This window comes from Bradyrhizobium sp. 1 (assembly GCF_023073315.1).
Classification (GTDB): Bacteria; Pseudomonadota; Alphaproteobacteria; order Rhizobiales; family Xanthobacteraceae; genus Bradyrhizobium.
This window is the reverse complement of sequence record NZ_JADPJH010000028.1, coordinates 15,630-33,081: the sequence shown is the minus strand read 5'-3', so window position 1 is coordinate 33,081 and position 17,452 is coordinate 15,630. Positions and strand designations below refer to the sequence as shown.

Genomic DNA, 17,452 nt, shown 5'->3' with positions numbered 1-17,452 from the left:
TTGGGATCAAAAGCCGCATCGCCCGAGGTGGTCCTCAATAGGGGAAAGCGCTATTGAGAAATGTCTCCGGGCTGACAATTCTGCGACAAAGTTTTTTGGGTGGCCGGGGCCTCCTTCTTTCGTCGGATGGTGGCCGAAGAGATCGTGTTGCAGTGCAGCAGAGAGATGGGTGACGAAAAAGTGCGGTTGGCTTCGGGATCATGATTTCAGAGGATCAACTGAAGCGCGTCGCCGCCTGGTCGCGGGAGCTCACGCAAGCGGAGATCGAGGTTGCCCGTGCCGGCATCACCGAGCGGTCCTACGGCACCGGCGAGACCGTGTTCATGCGCGGCGACACCTTCGACTATTGGGCTGGCATGGTGTTTGGCCTTGCCCGGATGGGCGGCGTCTCGCGCGACGGCAAGGAGACGAGCCTTGCCGGGTTGACGGCAGGCGCCTGGTTCGGCGAGGGCAGCGTGCTCAAGAACGAGCCGCGCCGCTACGACGTCGTCGCGCTCCGCAACAGCCGCGTGGCGCTGATGGAGCGCAGCGCCTTCATGTGGCTGTTCGAGAACAGCGTCGGCTTCAACCGCTTCCTGGTGCGCCAGCTCAACGAACGGCTCGGCCAGTTCATCGGCATGCTCGAGGTCAATCGCACGCTCGATGCCACCGCGCGCCTCGCCCGCAGCATCGCCTCGCTGTTCAACCCTATCCTCTACCCGGAATCGACCGCGCATCTGGAGATCACCCAGGAGGAGATCGGCGCGCTCTCGGGCATGTCCCGCCAGAATGCCAACCGTGCGCTGAACCGGCTGGAGAAGGAGGGCCTGCTGCGGCTCGAATATGGCGGTGTCACCATTCTCGATGTCGAGCGGCTGCGCGGGTATGGTGATTAGCGCGTATACTCCAGCTTCTCAGGGCGAAGCGGGAGGAAGGTTGCCTGGCTTAGCTATAATCGACTGCTTTTGACCCACAACAGAACTCGCTCGTCCGCACGTCCGCGGCTCAGTAATCGTCCTTGGCGAGGCTATCTGGTATTGTCTGTCCCAATTCAGTATCGATACAGGGATCAGCGCATGAAAGAAGCGATTATCCGTCGCGCAACAGAACACGATCTGCCCGAGGTCCTGAACCTTTACCGACATCTTCATCCGCACGAAGCTCAACTGGAGCCAGCCACTGCCAAGCGCGTATGGTCCAATTTGCTTACATCGAGCTTCATGACCGTGATCGTGGCGCAAGCATCTGAGCAGCTCCTATCTTCGTGCACGCTCGCAATTGTGCCTAATCTATCTCGGGGCGGTAGGTCATATGGGGTGATTGAGAATGTAGTCACCCACGCCGATCATCGTAAGCTAGGGCTCGGGCGACGGGTTCTTGCTCATGCGCTCAATATTGCATCGCAGGCCGATTGTTACAAAGTCCACTTAGCGACGGGTTCGAAGCGTGAGACCACCCTGCGCTTTTACGAGGAAGCAGGATTTGAACGAGGGAGCAAAACGTACTTCGAAGTACGACGATAGAGGGAGTTCTTATGTATACGACGCGAGATATCGCGATTCGCAAGATCACCTACCTTGATGGCATTTTCTTACGATCTGCTGTCTTGAAGCCGACCCCCGCCAAGGTGGCGGCCGGCCTCATTCAATACGAGGATGAGGGTGCTGTTCATCTCGGCGCTGACGTGCAAGGCCAATTGGTAGCAGTGGCATCATTCACGCCCTTTGCAGAAGACGGAAACCGCGATCTCGCCTCGTATCAACTTCGGGGCGCGGCAACGCGAGCAGACTTCCAGGGAAAAGGTGTAGGGCACAAATTGATTGCCTCTGGCATTGAAGCATGTTTTCTGCGTGGTGCCTCGTTGATTTGGTGCGATGGGCGATCGGCAGCAAAGACCTTTTACGCCCGATTGGGCTTTGCACCTGCTGGCCCCGAATTCCAAACAGCGTCCGGACTTCATTTCCGTTTCCGTCGCTTCAGTTAGGAATTGTGCAATGTGGGCGAGGCATCTTCTTTCTTCTAGCGGCTGGCGTGCATCGGCAACATCACGCCGCGCTCGCGATGTCCGGTTCTGGGCCCTAAGCTGACCTGCATTTGGCAGGGTTTTTAGGTCGCCTTTCAGAAGCAAGGCGGGACGTGGCTCTCATGAGTACACGGCCTAGCGCGCGTTGGCGGGGGCGTGCAGCGGCCAGAGGTCGGCGCGCCAGCGGATCGCGATCGCCAGCATCGCGATGAAGCCGGCGACGGCATAGAGCGAACCCGTCGCGGAGTAGCCGATGACGTCGATCAGGCTGCCGGCCGCGAGTAATCCGATCGGCAAGCCATAGATCACCATCATGCGCACCCCCATCACGCGGCCGCGCAGATGTGCGCTCGCCGTGCGCATCAGGATCACGGCCGCCGAGATCATCGACATGCTCTGGGCGATGCCGGCGAGAACGAGGCAAGCCATCGCCACCGGCATGGTCCTGATCTCGACGAACACCAGCAGCATGGCGTACCAGGCCAGCGTCGCGCCGATCAGGAGACGGGCAATGCGCAGTCCGCCGACGAGGCTGAGCGTGATCGAGCCGATCAGCGAGCCGACGGCGAAGCTCGCCGAGAGATAACCGAGGCCGGTCTGGTCGGTCTGAAAGATTTCGCGCGCGATGTAGGGCAGCAATCCGCCGGTGAAGGGAAATGCGGTGAGATTGGCCAGGAAGGCGACGCACAGCGCCGCGCGCATTCCCGGACCGCTCCAGGCGTAGACGATCCCCTCCTTGAGCTCGCCGAGCAATCGCGAGACCGCGTGGCTGTTCGCCGGAAGATCGCTGGTGGTGACGGTCCGTTTCGGCCGGGTCAGGCAGGACATGAGAATCGCGGCCGCGAAATAGAGGCTCGCAACCGCCGCATAGACGAGCCCAATGCCGAGCACGGCAAACAGTCCGGCACCCGTCAGCGCGCCGGCAATGCGCGCGCTATCCTGGGTCGTGCGTGACAGGCCGATTGCGCCCACGAGCCGCTCGGCCGGCATGATGTCGGCGAGCAGTGCGCTGCGAATGCCGAGATCGGAGGAGCGGATCAGGCCCATGATCGCCACGATGATCATGACGTTGAACGGCGCCAGACGGCCGGTGAGCGCCAGCACCATGATGGTCGAGGCGAGCACCGTATAGGTGAGGCGGAGCACGACCAGGAGATCGCGATGGCCCATGCGGTCGCCGATCATGCCCAACACCGGCGCGACGAGTGTCCCAACGAACTGGAGCGAGGCGAGCACGGTCAGCAGCAGCACCGATCCTGTCTCGACCAGGATGTACCAGCCGAGCACCAGCGTCTCGATCTCGAACGCCCAGGAGGTGAGCAGGTCGGATGGCCACTGGAAGCGGTAGTTGCGGATGTGGAATGGCGCGAGTGCGGAAGGTCGCGTGCCTGTGCTCAAGACGCGATGACGCTTATCACGGCGATTCCCTGCCCTTGTTGTTTCCTGCTTCTGGTCGGCAACGTAGCGACGGCGATGTTCGTGTCAATCGCAGCCGCCGCAGGTCGCCCCCGCGCCCGGCTCTTATCTCGCTACGGACTTCCGCTTTGCGAGTGCCGCAGCCATCGCCGAGATCAGTGGGCGCATGAAATAAGCTTCATCCGCCGGAAAGATGTCGGTGCGCAGGCCGTGCGCGGCAAGCTCGCCGGAGACGGCCGGGCCCACCGAGGCAATCAGCGTCCGTTCGAAGCCTGTGCGCAGCTTCGCTTCGCTGCCATGCGCCTTCGCAGCCTCGATCAGCCGGCGCACCTGGCCGAGATTGGTCAGTGCGATGGAATCGATTCGTCCCTGCGCCATGTCGTCGATGGCGGCGATGATGTTGGCATCGGCTGCCTTGGAATCGTAGATATAAGGCAGCACGGTATCGACCTCGGCGCCTTGCGCGGAAAGCGCGCCGGTCAGCGCACTGTGATCCTTGTCCGGATAGAGCTGGAGGCCGAGGCGGCGCCCTTTCAGGTCGAGCTTGCCCAGCATCTCGATCATGCCTTCGGTGGTGGGCTTCTCCGTGGTCTGCTGCGCCTCGAGCCCGTTCTCGCGCAGCGCCTTGCCGGGCTTCGGCCCGCGGGTGAATTTTCGCGCACCGGCGAGCGCCGCGACAAGGGCCTGGTCGAGTCCGCGGGTGCGCGCGAGCTTCATGATCCGCCGCAGGCCTTCGCCGGTCATCAGCACGAGGTCGTCAAGGGGCTTGTCGATGGCACGGCGGATCCAGGCCTCGACCGGGGCGGGGTCCGGTGCATCCTCGATCGTGAACATCGGGCATTGCACGACCTCGGCGCCTTGCTCGGCCAGGAGTTTTGAAAACTGCGCCTCCTCGCGCGTTTCCAGGATCAGGATGCGGGTGCCGTTCAAGCGGTCGGCCATGGGCGTGCTCCGGTCAGTCAAATCGCAATGGTCCATTCATCCTGACTCCCCGGTCGGGATTGGCGCAAGGGTCGCGTCGGTGATAGAGCAGGGCGCAAATCGCGGTGTTCCGCGCACCACTGCACAAACCTTGATCAAGAGCCATTTTTGAACAGCCATGCCCGATCATCAATATGTCCTGACCCTGTCCTGTCCGGATCGCCCCGGCATCGTCTCGGCGGTGTCGACCTTCCTGGCGAATTCCGGACAGAACATCCTCGACGCCCAGCAGTTCGACGATGTCGAGACCAAGAAATTCTTCATGCGCGTGGTGTTCACCGCGGCCGATCTCGCTGTGGAGCTGTCGGCGCTCCAGACCGGCTTTGCCGCGATCGCCGAGCGCTTCGCCATGGAGTGGCAGATGCGCGACCGCGCTGCGCATCGCAAGGTGATGCTGCTGGTGTCGAAGTCGGACCATTGCCTGGTCGACATCCTCTACCGCTGGCGCACCGGCGAGCTGCCGATGACCTTGGCCGCGATCGTCTCCAACCATCCGCGCGAGGTTTATGACGGGCTCGATTTCGGCAGCATCCCGTTCCACTATCTGCCTGTCAGCAAGGAGACCAAGCGCGAGCAGGAGGCGCAGATCCTCGATCTCGTCGCCAGCACCGGAACCGATCTCGTCGTGCTCGCCCGCTACATGCAGATCCTGTCCGACGATCTCTCGGCGAATCTGTCGGGGCGCTGCATCAACATCCACCACTCGTTCCTGCCGGGTTTCAAGGGCGCAAAGCCCTATCACCAGGCCCACGAGCGAGGCGTCAAGCTGATCGGCGCCACCGCGCATTACGTCACGCGCGACCTCGACGAGGGCCCGATCATCGACCAGGACGTCGAGCGCATCAGCCATCGCGACACGCCGGAAGATCTCGTTCGCAAGGGCCGCGATATCGAGCGCCGCGTGCTGGCGCGCGCGATCCGCTACCATCTCGACGACCGCGTCATCCCCAACGGTCGCAAGACCGTGGTGTTTATGGATTAGCGAATGGTGAGTGGCGAGTAGCGAATGGGGCCGCTTTTATTCGCCACTCCCTATTCGCCATTCGCCCCTTAGCGCACCGCGCCGGCCGAATTCGATCCCATCGCGCCCTTCTGGGCCTGCTCTTCTTTCTCGCGGTCGGCCGCCGGCATCAGCCGCTTGCGCTCGCGCTCCTTCATGTAGGCGTCGTATTGCGGCGTGCCCGGCCGCGGCGGTGCGTCCGACGGCAGGCCGCCGGCCCATTGCGGGACGTAGTCGCCCATCCCGGCCGATAGCTTCTCATTGACCGTGCCGCAGCCCGACAGCCCCGCCGCAATCGCGAGGAGGAGCAGGAGGGAACGGAACCGCATCATCATGGTGTGGGCACGCCGGATCGAAACAGGAGGTCGGATGCCGGATCACCGGCGTCCACGAAGGTAGCCTTCAACAAGGTAAAATTGGCTTATTCGAGATAGGTACAAAAATACCAGATCGATATGGCGCGTGCCGTGCTCGCCAATGTTCAAATTCTGCAAATGAAAGGCAAAATCCTCCATCCACCCCGCCGGCCGCTTTCCTAGACTACGATGGCCGCTCGCGACAATCTGGCTTGGTCGTCACGGGGGCTTTTTCGTTGACAGGTCCATTTTATTTGTACAATCGTACAAATGACTGCGACCAAAAAGGGCGGACAAGATCGAGGTGCTCGGGTTACTCCGATGTAACCACGACGCCGCCCCACCACCCTCGGCAATCGGAACGCTCGGCTTGCGCCGAATGGCAGCCAAACGTCCGATTGACAATAAGGGCGCGAAAGACGCCATGTGGCGGACGACATCACGCGTGCGTGAGCTAAGTTAAGGCAAGGATCGGGCACTCGATCCGCCGCACAAGAGATCAGGAATGAAGGGGAGGGACATCCGATGTTCGAACGCAAAATGTTTTCACGCACCGCAGCAGCGGCCGCCATCGCGGGCCTCGCGGCCGTCGCGCCTGTAAAGGCCGAGGACAGCGTCAAGGTCGGTCTGATTCTGCCGATGACCGGCGGCCAAGCCTCGACCGGCAAGCAGATCGAAAACGCGATCAAGCTCTACATGCAGCAGAAGGGCGACACTGTCGCCGGCAAGAAGATCGAGATCATCCTCAGGGATGACGCGGCTGTCCCGGACAAGACCAAGACCGCCGCGCAGGAGTTGATCGTCAACGACAAGGTCAACTTCATCGCCGGCTTCGGCGTGACGCCGGCGGCCCTCGCCGCCGCGCCGCTGGCGACGCAGGCCAAGATTCCGGAAGTGGTGATGGCGGCCGGCACCTCCATCATCACCGAGCGCTCGCCCTATATCGTGCGCACCAGCTTCACGCTGGCCCAGTCCTCGACCATCATCGCCGACTGGGCGGTGAAGAACGGCATCAAGAAGGTGGCGACGCTCACCTCCGACTACGCGCCCGGCAATGACGCGCTGAACTTCTTCAAGCAGAATTTCACCGCCGGCGGCGGCGAGGTGGTCGAAGAGGTCAAGACACCGCTCGCCAACCCCGACTTCGCGCCGTTCCTGCAGCGCATGAAGGATGCCAAGCCCGACGCGATCTTCGTGTTCGTGCCGGCCGGACAGGGCGGCAACTTCATGAAGCAATATGCCGAGCGGGGCCTCGACAAGGCCGGCATCAAGGTGATCGGACCCGGCGACGTCACCGACGACGATCTGCTCAACAACATGGGCGACGCCGTGCTCGGCACGGTCACCGCGCATCTCTACTCCGCGGCGCACCCCTCGCAGATGAACAAGGATTTCGTCGCGGCCTACAAGAAGGCCTACGGCACCCGTCCCGGCTTCATGGCGGTGAGCGGCTATGACGGCATCCACCTGATCTACGAAGCGCTGAAGAAGACCGGTGGCGACACCAATGGCGACAAGCTGATCGAGGCCATGAAGGGCCAGAAATGGGAGAGCCCGCGCGGCCCGATCTCGATCGACCCCGAGACGCGCGACATCGTGCAGAACATCTACATCCGCAAGGTCGAGAAGGTCGACGGCGAGCTCTACAACGTCGAGTTCGCGACCTTCGAAGCCGTCAAGGATCTCGGCAAGACCAAGAAGTGACGCGAAAGCGCGTCATCCCCGAGCGCGCTTAGCGCGCATCGGGGATCTCGAAATTGTTGAAATGGATTCCGGGCTCAGCGCTACGCGCTGCCCCGGAATGACGAACGTCCACCAGGATCAACCGACCCTCGATGACCTCAATCCTCACCAACCTGTTCGATGGCGTTGCCTACGGCATGCTGCTGTTCGTGCTCGCTTGCGGGCTCGCGGTCACGCTCGGCCTGATGAACTTCGTCAACCTCGCCCATGGCGCCTTCGCCATGGCCGGCGGTTATGTCTGCATGGTGCTGGTCAACCGAATGGGCTGGCCGTTCTTCGCGGCGCTGCCGCTCGCCTTCGTTTCCTCCGCTGCGATCGGTATCGTGCTCGAGCGCACGCTTTACCGACATCTCTATGCGCGCAGCCATCTCGACCAGGTGCTATTCACCATTGGCCTTACGTTCATGTCGGTTGCGGCGGTCGATTACATCCAGGGCTCGTCGCGCGTGTTCATCAACTTGCCGGCCGCGCTCCAGGGCCAGTTCGATCTGTTCGGCGTCGGCATCGGCCGCTACCGGCTGATGATCATCGTGATCTGCGGCCTGCTCACCATCGGTCTGCAGATGGTGCTGGCGAAAACGCGTTTCGGCAGCCGTCTGCGCGCCGCGGTCGATGACCCGCGTGCCGCGAGCGGCCTCGGCATCAACGTGCCGCAGGTGTTCGCCTTTACCTTCGCATTTGGTTGCGGCCTTGCCGGTCTCGGCGGCGCGCTCAGCGCCGAGATCCTCGGCCTCGATCCGTATTTCCCGCTGAAGTTCATGATCTACTTCCTGATCGTGGTCACCGTCGGCGGCTCGTCCTCGATCACCGGGCCGTTCCTGGCCTCGCTCCTGCTCGGCATCGGCGATGTCGCCGGCAAATATTACGTGCCGAAGATGGGCCCCTTCGTGATTTACACCATGATGATCGTGATCCTGATCTGGCGCCCGAACGGCCTGTTCGGCCGCACGGCCGCGCGTTGAGTTCGCCGATGAGCGCTTCTTCCGACGTCGGTTATCACGCCCAGCGGCAGGCTCGCTGGCACTATGGCGAAGCCGCCTTCTGGCTGGTCGTGCTGGCCTGCGGCTTTCTGTTTCCCACGCGCTATCTGATCATGACCGACATCCTGCGGCTGGCGCTGTTTGCGATGTCGCTCGATCTCATCCTTGGCTATGCCGGCATCGTCTCGCTCGGCCACGCCGCCTTCTTCGGCGTTGGCGCCTATGCCGCGGGACTGCTCGCGCTGCACGGCATCGTCAACGAGCCTGTGCTTGCGCTTGTTGTCGCGGGCCTCGCCGCGATGGTGCTCGGCTTTGCCACCAGTTTCCTGGTGATCCGCGGCGTCGACCTGACCCGGCTGATGGTCACGCTCGGCATCGCGCTGCTGCTGGAGGCGCTCGCCGAACGCTTCTCCAACATCACCGGCGGCACCGATGGCCTGCAAGGCATCGAGATGCAGCCGATCCTCGGCGAGATCCCGTTCGACATGTTCGGCAAGGCCGGCTTCTTCTATTCGCTGGCCGTGCTGTTCGTGCTGTTCCTGTTCGCCCGCCGCGTCGTGCATTCGCCGTTCGGCCTGTCGTTGCGCGCGATCAAGAACAATCCTCTGCGTGCGGCCGCGATCGGCATCCCCGTCAACCGCCGCTTGATCGCGATCTATACGCTCGCGGCGTTCTATGCTGGCATCGCAGGCGCGCTGTTCACCCAGACCACTGCGATCGCCTCGCTTGACGTGTTCGCTTTCGAGCGCTCCGCGGACCTGATGCTGGTCCTCGTCATCGGCGGCACCGGCTATCTCTATGGCGGGCTGATCGGCGCGGTGCTGTTCCGCCTGCTTCAGGAAGTGTTCTCCACCATCACCCCGCAATATTGGCAGTTCTGGATCGGCCTCGTGCTGGTGGTGATCGTGCTGGTCGGCCGCCAGCGCCTGCATCGCTGGATGCTGTATGTGCCGAACCTCATCATCAAGCAGGTTGCGGGCCGCAAAGCGGTCGTCGCCGTGCCGGAGAGCGATTCATGACCATCGCGCTCGAAACCCAGAATCTCGAAAAGCAGTTCGGCGGCCTGCGCGTCACGCGCGATCTGTCGCTGAAAATCGAGCAGGGCGCCCGCCACGCGCTGATCGGCCCGAACGGCGCCGGCAAGACCACGGTCATCAACCAGCTCACCGGCGTGCTCAAGCCGAACTCGGGCCGTATCCTGCTCGAAGGCCAGGACATCACGGACCTGCCCGTGCACAAGCGTGTGCTGCGCGGCCTGTCGCGCACCTTCCAGATCAACCAGCTCTATCCTGATCTGACCCCGCTCGAAACCATCGGCCTTGCCGTCTCCGAACGCCTCGGCCATGGCGGTGACTGGTGGCGGCGGATGGGGACGCGCAGCGACGTCAACGGCGAGATCGCAGATCTCCTGACGCGCTTCCATCTGCTCGACGTCATGAACGAACAGACCGTGACGCTGCCTTACGGCAAGCAGCGCCTGCTCGAGATTGCGGTCGCGATCGCCGCCAAGCCGCGCGTGCTGCTGCTCGACGAGCCCGCCGCCGGCGTGCCCGAGAGCGAGCGCCACGACATTCTCGCGGTCGTGGGCAGCCTGCCGCGCGACGTCACCGTGCTGCTGATCGAGCACGACATGGATCTCGTCTTCTCCTTCGCCGACCGCATCTCGGTTCTGGTCTCGGGCGCGCTGCTGACCGAAGGCCCGCCCGAGCAGGTCGCGCGCGATCCGCAGGTGAAGGCGGTCTATCTCGGCGAGGAGGCGGTCAATGTCTGACCTGCTCGCGATCGACGCCCTGCGCGCCGGCTATGGCGAGGCGGTGGTGCTGCCCAACATGTCCCTGCGTCTCGCCGAGGGACAGGTGCTGGCGCTGCTCGGGCGCAACGGCACCGGCAAGACCACGCTGATCAACTCCATCGTCGGCGTCACCCGCCGCTTCTCCGGCACCGTCACGCTGGCTGGCACCGACGTCACCACCTTGCGGCCTGACCAGCGGGCGCGTGCCGGCATCGGCTGGGTGCCGCAGGAGCGCAACATCTTCCGCTCGCTCACGGTGGAAGAGAACATGACCGCGGTGGCGCAGCCCGGCCCCTGGACGGTGGAGAAAGTCTACGAGATGTTCCCTCGGCTGAAGGAGCGCCGCAACAATTTTGGCAACCAGCTCTCCGGCGGCGAGCAGCAGATGCTGGCGATCGGCCGCGCGCTGACCCTCAACCCGAAGGTCCTGTTGCTGGACGAGCCGACCGAGGGGCTGGCCCCCATCATCGTCGAGGAGCTTCTGAAGGCGATCGGGGCCATCACCCGGGCGGGCGGCATCTGCTCCATCATCGTCGAGCAGAATGCTCAAAAGATTCTGGGGCTCGCCGACCGCGTTGTGATATTGGAGCGCGGAACGATCGTCCACGACGCCCCGAGCGCCGCGCTGAAGGCCGACCCGTCGGTCCTGGAGCGCCACCTCGGTGTCGCAGGGGCGGCGGCCCACTAGAAAATCCTGGGAGTAAGACATGCAGCGAACCAAAGCCCCGTTCCGCGCCGACGAGGTCGGCAGCCTCCTGCGCCCCGCCAAGATCAAGGAAGCCCGCATCAGGCTGGAGAAGGGCGAGATCTCGGCCGACGATCTGCGCAAGATCGAGGACATGGAGATCGAGAAGGTCGTGCACAAGCAGGCCTCGGTCGGCCTGCAGCTTGCGACCGACGGTGAATTCCGCCGCTCCTGGTGGCATTTCGACTTCCTGGCCAAGCTCACCGGCTGCGAACTGTTCCACCCCGATGCCGGCATTCAGTTCGCGGGCGTGCAGACCCGTCACGATGCGGTGCGCGTCGTCGGCAAGCTCGACTTCCCCGACGATCACCCGATGCTCGATCACTTCCGCTTCCTCAAGAAGAACGCCGATCAAGCCCACGTCACCGCCAAGATGACGATCCCCTCGCCGGCGGTGCTGCACTTCCGTGGTGGCCGCAAGGCGATCTCCAAGGACGTCTATCCTGATTTGGACGCGTTCTATCAGGACCTCGGCAAGACCTACCGCAAGGCGGTGAAGGCGTTCTACGACGCCGGCTGCCGTTATCTCCAGTTCGACGACACCGTGTGGGCCTATCTCTGCTCGCCGGACGAATTGCAGAAGGCGCGCGAGCGCGGCGACAATCCGGAAGGTCTCCAGCAGATCTATGCGCGCGTCATCAACTATGCGCTGGCCGAGAAGCCCGCCGATATGGTGGTGACCACGCATGTCTGCCGCGGCAATTTCCGCTCGACCTGGATTTCGTCGGGCGGCTACGAGCCGGTGGCCGAGACCATGCTCGCCGGCACCAATTACGACGGCTACTTCCTGGAGTACGACAGCGACCGCGCCGGCGGCTTCGAGCCGCTGCGCTTCCTGCCCAAGGGCAACAAGGTCGTCGTGGTCGGCGTCATCACCTCGAAGTTCGGCGAGCTCGAGAACAAGGACGCCATCAAGCGCCGTCTGGAAGAAGCCGCCAAGTTCGTCCCGCTGGAACAGCTCGCGCTGTCCCCGCAATGCGGTTTTGCCTCGACGGAAGAGGGCAACATCCTCTCCGAGGACGAGCAGTGGGCCAAGCTCAGCCTCGCGGTCGAGATCGCGAAGGAAGTGTGGGGCCGGTAAGGCCTCACTGGCTCTGCTGTCATTCCCCGCCCTGTGCGCAATTGCGCACTGGAGCGGGGAATCCGGTACGTCGCAGCCCATCGATGCAACCACAACCGTCTCGGAGTACTGGATCGCCCGGTCGAGCCGGCCGATGACAGCCGAGCGTTGGGCGAACTCGCGGCGCGCTTAACTACGGCGCCGTCCGCATCATTGGCCCCAGCATCTCGTGGACATCATACGTCATGACCGCGACCAGGGCTGCGAGCGCCAGATAGGCGCCGCCATATTCGAGCTTGGTCTGGAGCGGGACGCCGTAATAGGCGACGTTCTCCGGCGCATGGGGATCGTAGCGCCACGCACTGATGAGCTGCGGGACAGCGATGATCGCGACGATGAGAAGCATCGGGCTTGGCCGGTAGATCATCAGCGCTACCAGCATCGGCGCCCCGAGCAGCCAGATCCGCGGGCTGAGGACGGCGGTCACCCGGCCGCCATCGAGCGGCGAGATCGGCAGCAGGTTGAACAGATTGAGGAACAGGCCGGCATACGAGATCGCGAGCAGCAAGCCGCTGTCCTCCGATCGTGCCCACAGATACACCGCGAGTGCGGCGCCGGTCCCAACCACGGGACCTGCGAGCGCGACATAGGCCTCGGTCTCGACATCGACAGGCTTGTCCTTGAGCGCGATCCACGCACCGACGAACGGGATGAAGGCCGGCGCGCCGACGTCGAGGCCGCGCTGGCGCGCGGCGACGTAGTGGCCCATTTCGTGCGCCAACAGCAGCGCGATGAAACCCGCCGCATAGCGCCAGCCCCAGATGGTCGCGTAGACCACCAGAGACAGCAGCATGGTGCCGCCGCTGGTGGCGAGCTTTCCCCATTTCAGGCCGGAGAACAGCAGCAGAAAGAGAGTCTTCATGCCGTGCCGCCGCTGGAATCGTCCCGCGGCTTGCGGCGGAAGAACTTCACGATACCGGTGCCGAACACCGCCGCGCCGATGAAGATGGCCTTGGCGAATTTGAGCACGAAGGCGAGCGCCAGGGCGAGCAGGCCGAGCTTCTTGGCGGCGACGCCGCCGACCAGTGCGAGCAGGCCGTATTCGGCGATCCGGTCGGTCGAGGCGCTGAAATCCTCGTAGCGCTTGCCGGATTGATAGGAGAGGTTGGCGAGCAGCTCATGGGCCGCGGATTTGTCGGTCGCAATCCTGGCCGAATCCGACAGCAGGTTCAGGCTGAAATAGCCTTCGCGGCCCAGAGCGTAGGTGTTGTAGTTGACGTCCTTGCGAGAGTCGTCCGCTGCGCCCTTGTCCTTGCCGAGGATCGACCACACCAGACGATGGGCCGTCGCGTCATAGTTCGGCGGCTCGATCCAGCCGATCACCTCCATCTCGGGAAATCCGCGGGCGGCGCGGTCCTTGTTGGACTCGTCGACACCCTCCTTGAGATTCTTCAGAAGGTCGTCGGCATTCCAGTCCTTGGCGGCATCATCCTTGATATAGCCTTCCTTGATGTAGTTGATCACGACCAGCCACCGGTCGTTCTGCCTCGTGCCGAGTACGAGGCCGACGAAGTTCGTATCGTGAACCGTGTTACCGAGCGCACGCATGACCCGCGCCGCTTCGGCCTTCGGCACGAAGAAATCGCCGGTCGGGATTTTCAGCGCCGCCTGATCGATCAGCGGAATGTCGGCGGGGCCGGCTGTGCCCGCATTACCGGCCGCCTGCCATGCGGCGGCCAACTCGGCCTTCCGCGCCGCCTCGCTGGACGGAGCATTTTGGGAGAATCCGGGCTGTGCACCGAACATGACGGACAGAATGATGCCGACAGTGGCAATGAATTTTCTCACCAGATTCCCCAGCAATCAGTCCACCGATAATCGGTGTTGCCGGTACTTTAGGATAACGATATGCGACAAAACAGAGCAGCCGCAGGTTGCGCGTGACTATCTCCGGGGCTGTTGCAATTTTGGCTCGTTTTCGCGGCGACGTCAGCGCTCCCGCCTCGCGGCGATCAAAGAGGCGTTCGTAGCCGGACTGTTGACCCGGATATCGCTCCGCTCATCCCGGCTACGTCATCCCGCATGGGACCGCCCTCACTTCTCCGCCAGATAAACCTCACCCAGCAGCGACGAGTTCGACCACGGCACCTGCTTGTTCTTCGTGGTCGAGACGACTTCCGCCCGCACGCGGGTCAACATCTGCTGCACCTCCAGCCCCGGCGTGCCGAGATGGCGGGAGAGGGCGGCGGAGAATGGCGAGTTGGCGCCTTCGCCGTCGAGCGCGACCTGACCAGGCGCGGTGGCGAAGGCGATCAGCGTGCCGGCCCCGAGCGTTGCACCGGCGCCCAGGCTCGTTGGAGCCGCGAGGCCCGAGGCGCCTTCGATGCCGCGATTCACACCCGCGGACGCAACCCGCTGTGCCATCGGGTTGTTGCGGCAGGCATCGAAGATCAAAATGTTGGTGCGGACCTGGTCGTCGAGGCCGGCCATGATCGTGTCCATGTCGATCATCGCTTCCGTCATGCCCGTGCCCGGCTTGAGCTCGACGTCGACGGGGATGAGATAGTTGCGGCCGTCCACCTGCACGCCATGGCCGGCATAATAGACCACGGCCACCTGCGCCCGTGCCGCGTCGCGCAAGAAGTCGCGCGTCATCTTCTGCATCGCCGCGCGGTCGAGATCGACGCCCTCCGACACGGTGAAGCCGATGTCGCGCAGGCTCCTGGCGACCGCGCGGGCATCGTTGGGCGGATTGGGCAGCGGCTTCACATGCGCATAGGCACCGTTGCCGATGATCAGAGCCATTCGCGTGCCGCGAGCAGCCGGAGCGGACGAGGGCGCCGGCGCCGCGCCCGTCTGCTGCGGGGCGGGAGCTGTCGTCGGCTGCGTTGTGGGTGAGGGCGCATCGCGCGGGATCGGCGCGGCCGCATCCGTAACCAGCGACAGCCGCACCTTTGCGGTCGCCTGGTTGGCCTTGCTGCCGGCATCCGACGCCACGATCGCCAGCGTCGCGTTGTAATCCTCGCGTGCGCGGGCGTAGTCGCCCTTCGCTTCATAGGCCAGCGCGCGATGGGTATAGCCCGAGATCAGCACGCTGTTCGGCGGCGTCATGATGTTGACCGGCGGCTTTTCCTTGGCCAGCCGGATCGCTTCGCTGCCATCGGCGATGGCGCGATCGAGATCGCCTTTGGCGCGCCAGATCGAGGTGCGGTTGATCAACGGCTGCGGCAGCGTCGGGTCGAGCCGGATCGCCTGGTTGATGTCGGCGAGCGCGCCGTCGTAATCGCCGAGCGCTTCCTTCGAGATGCCGCGGTTCGGGAACGAGAATGCCGATCTCGGATCGGCCTTGATCGACATGTCGTAGTCGGCGATCGCCTTGGTGTAGTCGCCCTTGCCGCGCCAGGCATTGCCGCGGTTGTGGAAGATGATGCCGCTGGGCGGGCCCTGCTTCAGCGCATCGTCGAAATCGGCGATCGCGATGTCGTAGTCGCCCTTGTCGTAATAGGCCGATCCCCTGAGGTTATACACCGACTGGCTCGGCTGCAGCCGGATCGCTTCGGTCGCGTCAGCGATGACCTTGGCGTAGTCGCCTTTCTTGTTCCAGCCCACGGCGCGCCAGAAATACACGGTCGCGAGCTGCTCACCCCTAAACGCCTTCAGCGCGATGATCTTGCCGCAGGCATCGACCATCTGGTCCGCCGGCGTGGTCTCGGTGGTGCAGAGCGGCCCGAGCTGGTTGCGCGATTGGGCTGACGCTGGAGCCGACCACAAGGTTGCAGCGAGCAGGGCGAGCGCGACGAGCAGGCGGCTCATGATGGTGATTCCTTGACAAGCAGTGCCTGTTTGTTGCCCGGCGGCACGTTGGGGTTCACGCGCGCGTCCATCGGACCTTAAGTAAAGCATGCAGCAGTATTCCCTCGGTGGGCAGAATTTGCTACGACGCAGGTCCCAAGTCACCTGCCCACTGCCTTCCCACTCATGAAAAACGACGAAATCCTGAGCCAAATCACCGAGTTCTGCCGCAAGGCGGGCATGGCGGAATCGACCTTCGGCCGGCGTGCGGTGAACGATGGGAAGCTCGTGCTGCGCCTGCGCGAAGGCAAGCGCATTACCGTCGACACGCTGGAACGGATCCAGGCCTATATCGCGGCCTCGACGACCGGCGGCCTGCCGCCGCCGCGGGGGCTTCAGGTGCCGCCGGAAAAGCGCGACCCGCGGGGCAATTTCCGCTTCTTCGAGAACCGGCAGAAATACCTGCTGTTCGTCCACACCTGCAGCGAAAAGCGGGTCGTCGCCGACCGCGTGGCGCTGGAACTGGCCGCCATCCATCCGCGTCCGCCGGCACTGCGCATCTTCGACGCGGGTGTCGGGGACGGTACGGTGCTGGCGCGCACGCTGCGCGCCACGCACCAGCGCTATCCGCACATGCCGTTCTATGTGGCCGGCAAGGAGCTCAGCCTCGAGGATTTGCGCCTGACGCTGGACAAGGTGCCGGACCGCATTTTCGAGCATCCCGCGTCGGTGTTCGTCTTCACCAACATGTTCTATTCGGAGGCGCCCTGGCTGACGCCGGCCTCGCCTGCGGCGGCAGCCGCCACCGTCTGGCACGAGGTTCCGCTGCGGGGGGGCTCATCGGGCGAGTTCGAGACCCAGATCGCGGAGCTGAAGCCGTTCCTGGAGCAGAACTGGCGCGCTGCGATCAGCCCGCGCACGGCCATGCCGCTCTACGAGCGGCCCGTCGTCCTGGTGCTCTATCGCGAGGACCACAGGTTCCTGCTGGATTCGACCATTCCGCGGCCGGGCCAGACCGAGGCCAATTTCGACCTGGTCATTGCATCCCAGCCCTACCGCGCCCTGTCCTCGGTCAATTTCCGGGCAAAACGGATCATTGCGCCGTTGGCGCGGGCGCTCCGGCCCGGCGGGCGGCTGATCGGAATCCACTCCCACGGCCAGGATCCGGGCATGGAAATGATCCAGGCGATCTGGCCCGGAGAAAATCCTTTCTCGGTCAGCCGTCATGAGCTATTGCGCGCCGTGAAGTACGAGCTCGGGTCGTTGGGCCGTGACTTAAATTTTAATGCATACGCTGATAACCGCTCGATCTTCAGGTATGATATGGAAGCGCTGCCCAACGAGGTAACCGGCTCCATCGGAACCTCGACGGCCTTTGCAGCGTGGAATGCGGCGGTGTATGTCGCTCAGATTGAGGACGACCGGTTGGCAGATATGACTCAAACCGGCCGCACTTTGGACGCTGCCAGGGACGTGCTCCGAAAATACAACGGGCTCTGGTTTCTCGACGAATCCTACGTCATCTCGCGACGGCGTGATTGACATAATCCAAGGCTAAACATCGCAAACGAACCGCCGCCGAGTG

Annotated in this window: 17 protein-coding genes; 11 read left to right on the top strand and 6 right to left on the bottom strand. The window is 63.5% G+C overall.

Annotated elements, in window-relative coordinates:
- Nucleotides 1-200: 200 nt before the first annotated feature.
- The 3 genes from IVB29_RS22550 (at nt 201) to IVB29_RS22540 (ending at nt 1,963) form a co-directional block, all read left to right on the top strand.
- The gene (locus IVB29_RS22550) at nt 201-875 is read left to right on the top strand and encodes a Crp/Fnr family transcriptional regulator (RefSeq protein ID WP_247505597.1); all 675 of its coding nucleotides are present in this window, start codon (nt 201-203) and stop codon (nt 873-875) included.
- Between the two features lie 180 nt (nt 876-1,055).
- The gene (locus IVB29_RS22545; RefSeq protein WP_247505596.1) at nt 1,056-1,502 is read left to right on the top strand and encodes a GNAT family N-acetyltransferase; all 447 of its coding nucleotides are present in this window, start codon (nt 1,056-1,058) and stop codon (nt 1,500-1,502) included.
- A gap of 11 nt (nt 1,503-1,513) precedes the next feature.
- Complete coding sequence (locus IVB29_RS22540; RefSeq protein ID WP_247505595.1) at nt 1,514-1,963, top strand: GNAT family N-acetyltransferase; 450 nt, start codon at nt 1,514-1,516, stop codon at nt 1,961-1,963.
- Between the two features lie 174 nt (nt 1,964-2,137).
- Here the strand turns inward: IVB29_RS22540 and IVB29_RS22535 are convergent, their stop codons facing one another.
- Together IVB29_RS22535 and IVB29_RS22530 are read right to left on the bottom strand one after the other, a co-directional pair.
- The gene (locus tag IVB29_RS22535; protein WP_247505594.1) at nt 2,138-3,400 is read right to left on the bottom strand and encodes an MFS transporter; all 1,263 of its coding nucleotides are present in this window, start codon (nt 3,398-3,400) and stop codon (nt 2,138-2,140) included.
- 123 nt (nt 3,401-3,523) lie between these two features.
- Nucleotides 3,524-4,360: a uroporphyrinogen-III synthase gene (locus IVB29_RS22530; RefSeq protein WP_247505593.1), complete on the bottom strand. Its 837-nt coding sequence runs from the start codon at nt 4,358-4,360 to the stop codon at nt 3,524-3,526.
- Between the two features lie 157 nt (nt 4,361-4,517).
- Between IVB29_RS22530 and purU the strand changes: the two genes are divergently transcribed.
- Complete coding sequence (gene purU / locus IVB29_RS22525; RefSeq protein WP_247505592.1) at nt 4,518-5,381, top strand: formyltetrahydrofolate deformylase; 864 nt, start codon at nt 4,518-4,520, stop codon at nt 5,379-5,381.
- 68 nt (nt 5,382-5,449) lie between these two features.
- Here the strand turns inward: purU and IVB29_RS22520 are convergent, their stop codons facing one another.
- Nucleotides 5,450-5,734 carry a hypothetical protein gene (locus tag IVB29_RS22520; RefSeq protein WP_247505591.1) on the bottom strand — a complete coding sequence of 95 codons (285 nt, stop codon included), beginning with the start codon at nt 5,732-5,734 and terminating at the stop codon, nt 5,450-5,452.
- A 546-nt stretch (nt 5,735-6,280) separates the two neighbouring features.
- Between IVB29_RS22520 and IVB29_RS22515 the strand changes: the two genes are divergently transcribed.
- The 6 genes from IVB29_RS22515 to IVB29_RS22490 all read left to right on the top strand — a co-directional run bounded on the left by IVB29_RS22515 (nt 6,281) and on the right by IVB29_RS22490 (nt 12,096).
- Nucleotides 6,281-7,459 carry an ABC transporter substrate-binding protein gene (locus IVB29_RS22515; protein WP_247505590.1) on the top strand — a complete coding sequence of 393 codons (1,179 nt, stop codon included), beginning with the start codon at nt 6,281-6,283 and terminating at the stop codon, nt 7,457-7,459.
- A gap of 131 nt (nt 7,460-7,590) precedes the next feature.
- Nucleotides 7,591-8,460: a branched-chain amino acid ABC transporter permease gene (locus IVB29_RS22510; protein WP_007601971.1), complete on the top strand. Its 870-nt coding sequence runs from the start codon at nt 7,591-7,593 to the stop codon at nt 8,458-8,460.
- 8 nt (nt 8,461-8,468) lie between these two features.
- Nucleotides 8,469-9,497 carry a branched-chain amino acid ABC transporter permease gene (locus tag IVB29_RS22505; protein ID WP_247505589.1) on the top strand — a complete coding sequence of 343 codons (1,029 nt, stop codon included), beginning with the start codon at nt 8,469-8,471 and terminating at the stop codon, nt 9,495-9,497.
- A complete protein-coding gene (locus IVB29_RS22500) occupies nt 9,494-10,249 on the top strand; it encodes an ABC transporter ATP-binding protein (RefSeq protein WP_007612502.1) in 756 nt (251 codons plus the stop codon). The genes IVB29_RS22505 and IVB29_RS22500 overlap by 4 nt, the downstream gene beginning before the upstream one ends.
- On the top strand, nt 10,242-10,958 hold the full coding sequence (locus IVB29_RS22495; protein ID WP_247505588.1) for an ABC transporter ATP-binding protein: 717 nt from the start codon (nt 10,242-10,244) through the stop codon (nt 10,956-10,958). Before IVB29_RS22500 ends, IVB29_RS22495 begins: the two co-directional genes overlap by 8 nt.
- A gap of 19 nt (nt 10,959-10,977) precedes the next feature.
- Nucleotides 10,978-12,096, top strand: coding sequence for a cobalamin-independent methionine synthase II family protein (locus tag IVB29_RS22490; RefSeq protein ID WP_247505587.1), 1,119 nt, complete (start codon nt 10,978-10,980; stop codon nt 12,094-12,096).
- Nucleotides 12,097-12,268: 172 nt separating this feature from the next.
- Here the strand turns inward: IVB29_RS22490 and IVB29_RS22485 are convergent, their stop codons facing one another.
- The 3 genes from IVB29_RS22485 to IVB29_RS22475 form a co-directional block, all read right to left on the bottom strand.
- Nucleotides 12,269-12,997 carry a site-2 protease family protein gene (locus tag IVB29_RS22485; RefSeq protein ID WP_247505586.1) on the bottom strand — a complete coding sequence of 243 codons (729 nt, stop codon included), beginning with the start codon at nt 12,995-12,997 and terminating at the stop codon, nt 12,269-12,271.
- Nucleotides 12,994-13,923: a DUF2167 domain-containing protein gene (locus tag IVB29_RS22480; RefSeq protein WP_247505585.1), complete on the bottom strand. Its 930-nt coding sequence runs from the start codon at nt 13,921-13,923 to the stop codon at nt 12,994-12,996. Before IVB29_RS22480 ends, IVB29_RS22485 begins: the two co-directional genes overlap by 4 nt.
- 246 nt (nt 13,924-14,169) lie before the next feature.
- On the bottom strand, nt 14,170-15,888 hold the full coding sequence (locus IVB29_RS22475) for a caspase family protein (RefSeq protein WP_247505584.1): 1,719 nt from the start codon (nt 15,886-15,888) through the stop codon (nt 14,170-14,172).
- A gap of 165 nt (nt 15,889-16,053) precedes the next feature.
- On the opposite strand from IVB29_RS22475, the gene IVB29_RS22470 reads away from it, so the two are divergent.
- Entirely contained in the window at nt 16,054-17,409 is a 1,356-nt protein-coding gene (locus IVB29_RS22470; RefSeq protein WP_247505583.1) for a hypothetical protein, read from the top strand.
- Nucleotides 17,410-17,452 lie beyond the last annotated feature (43 nt).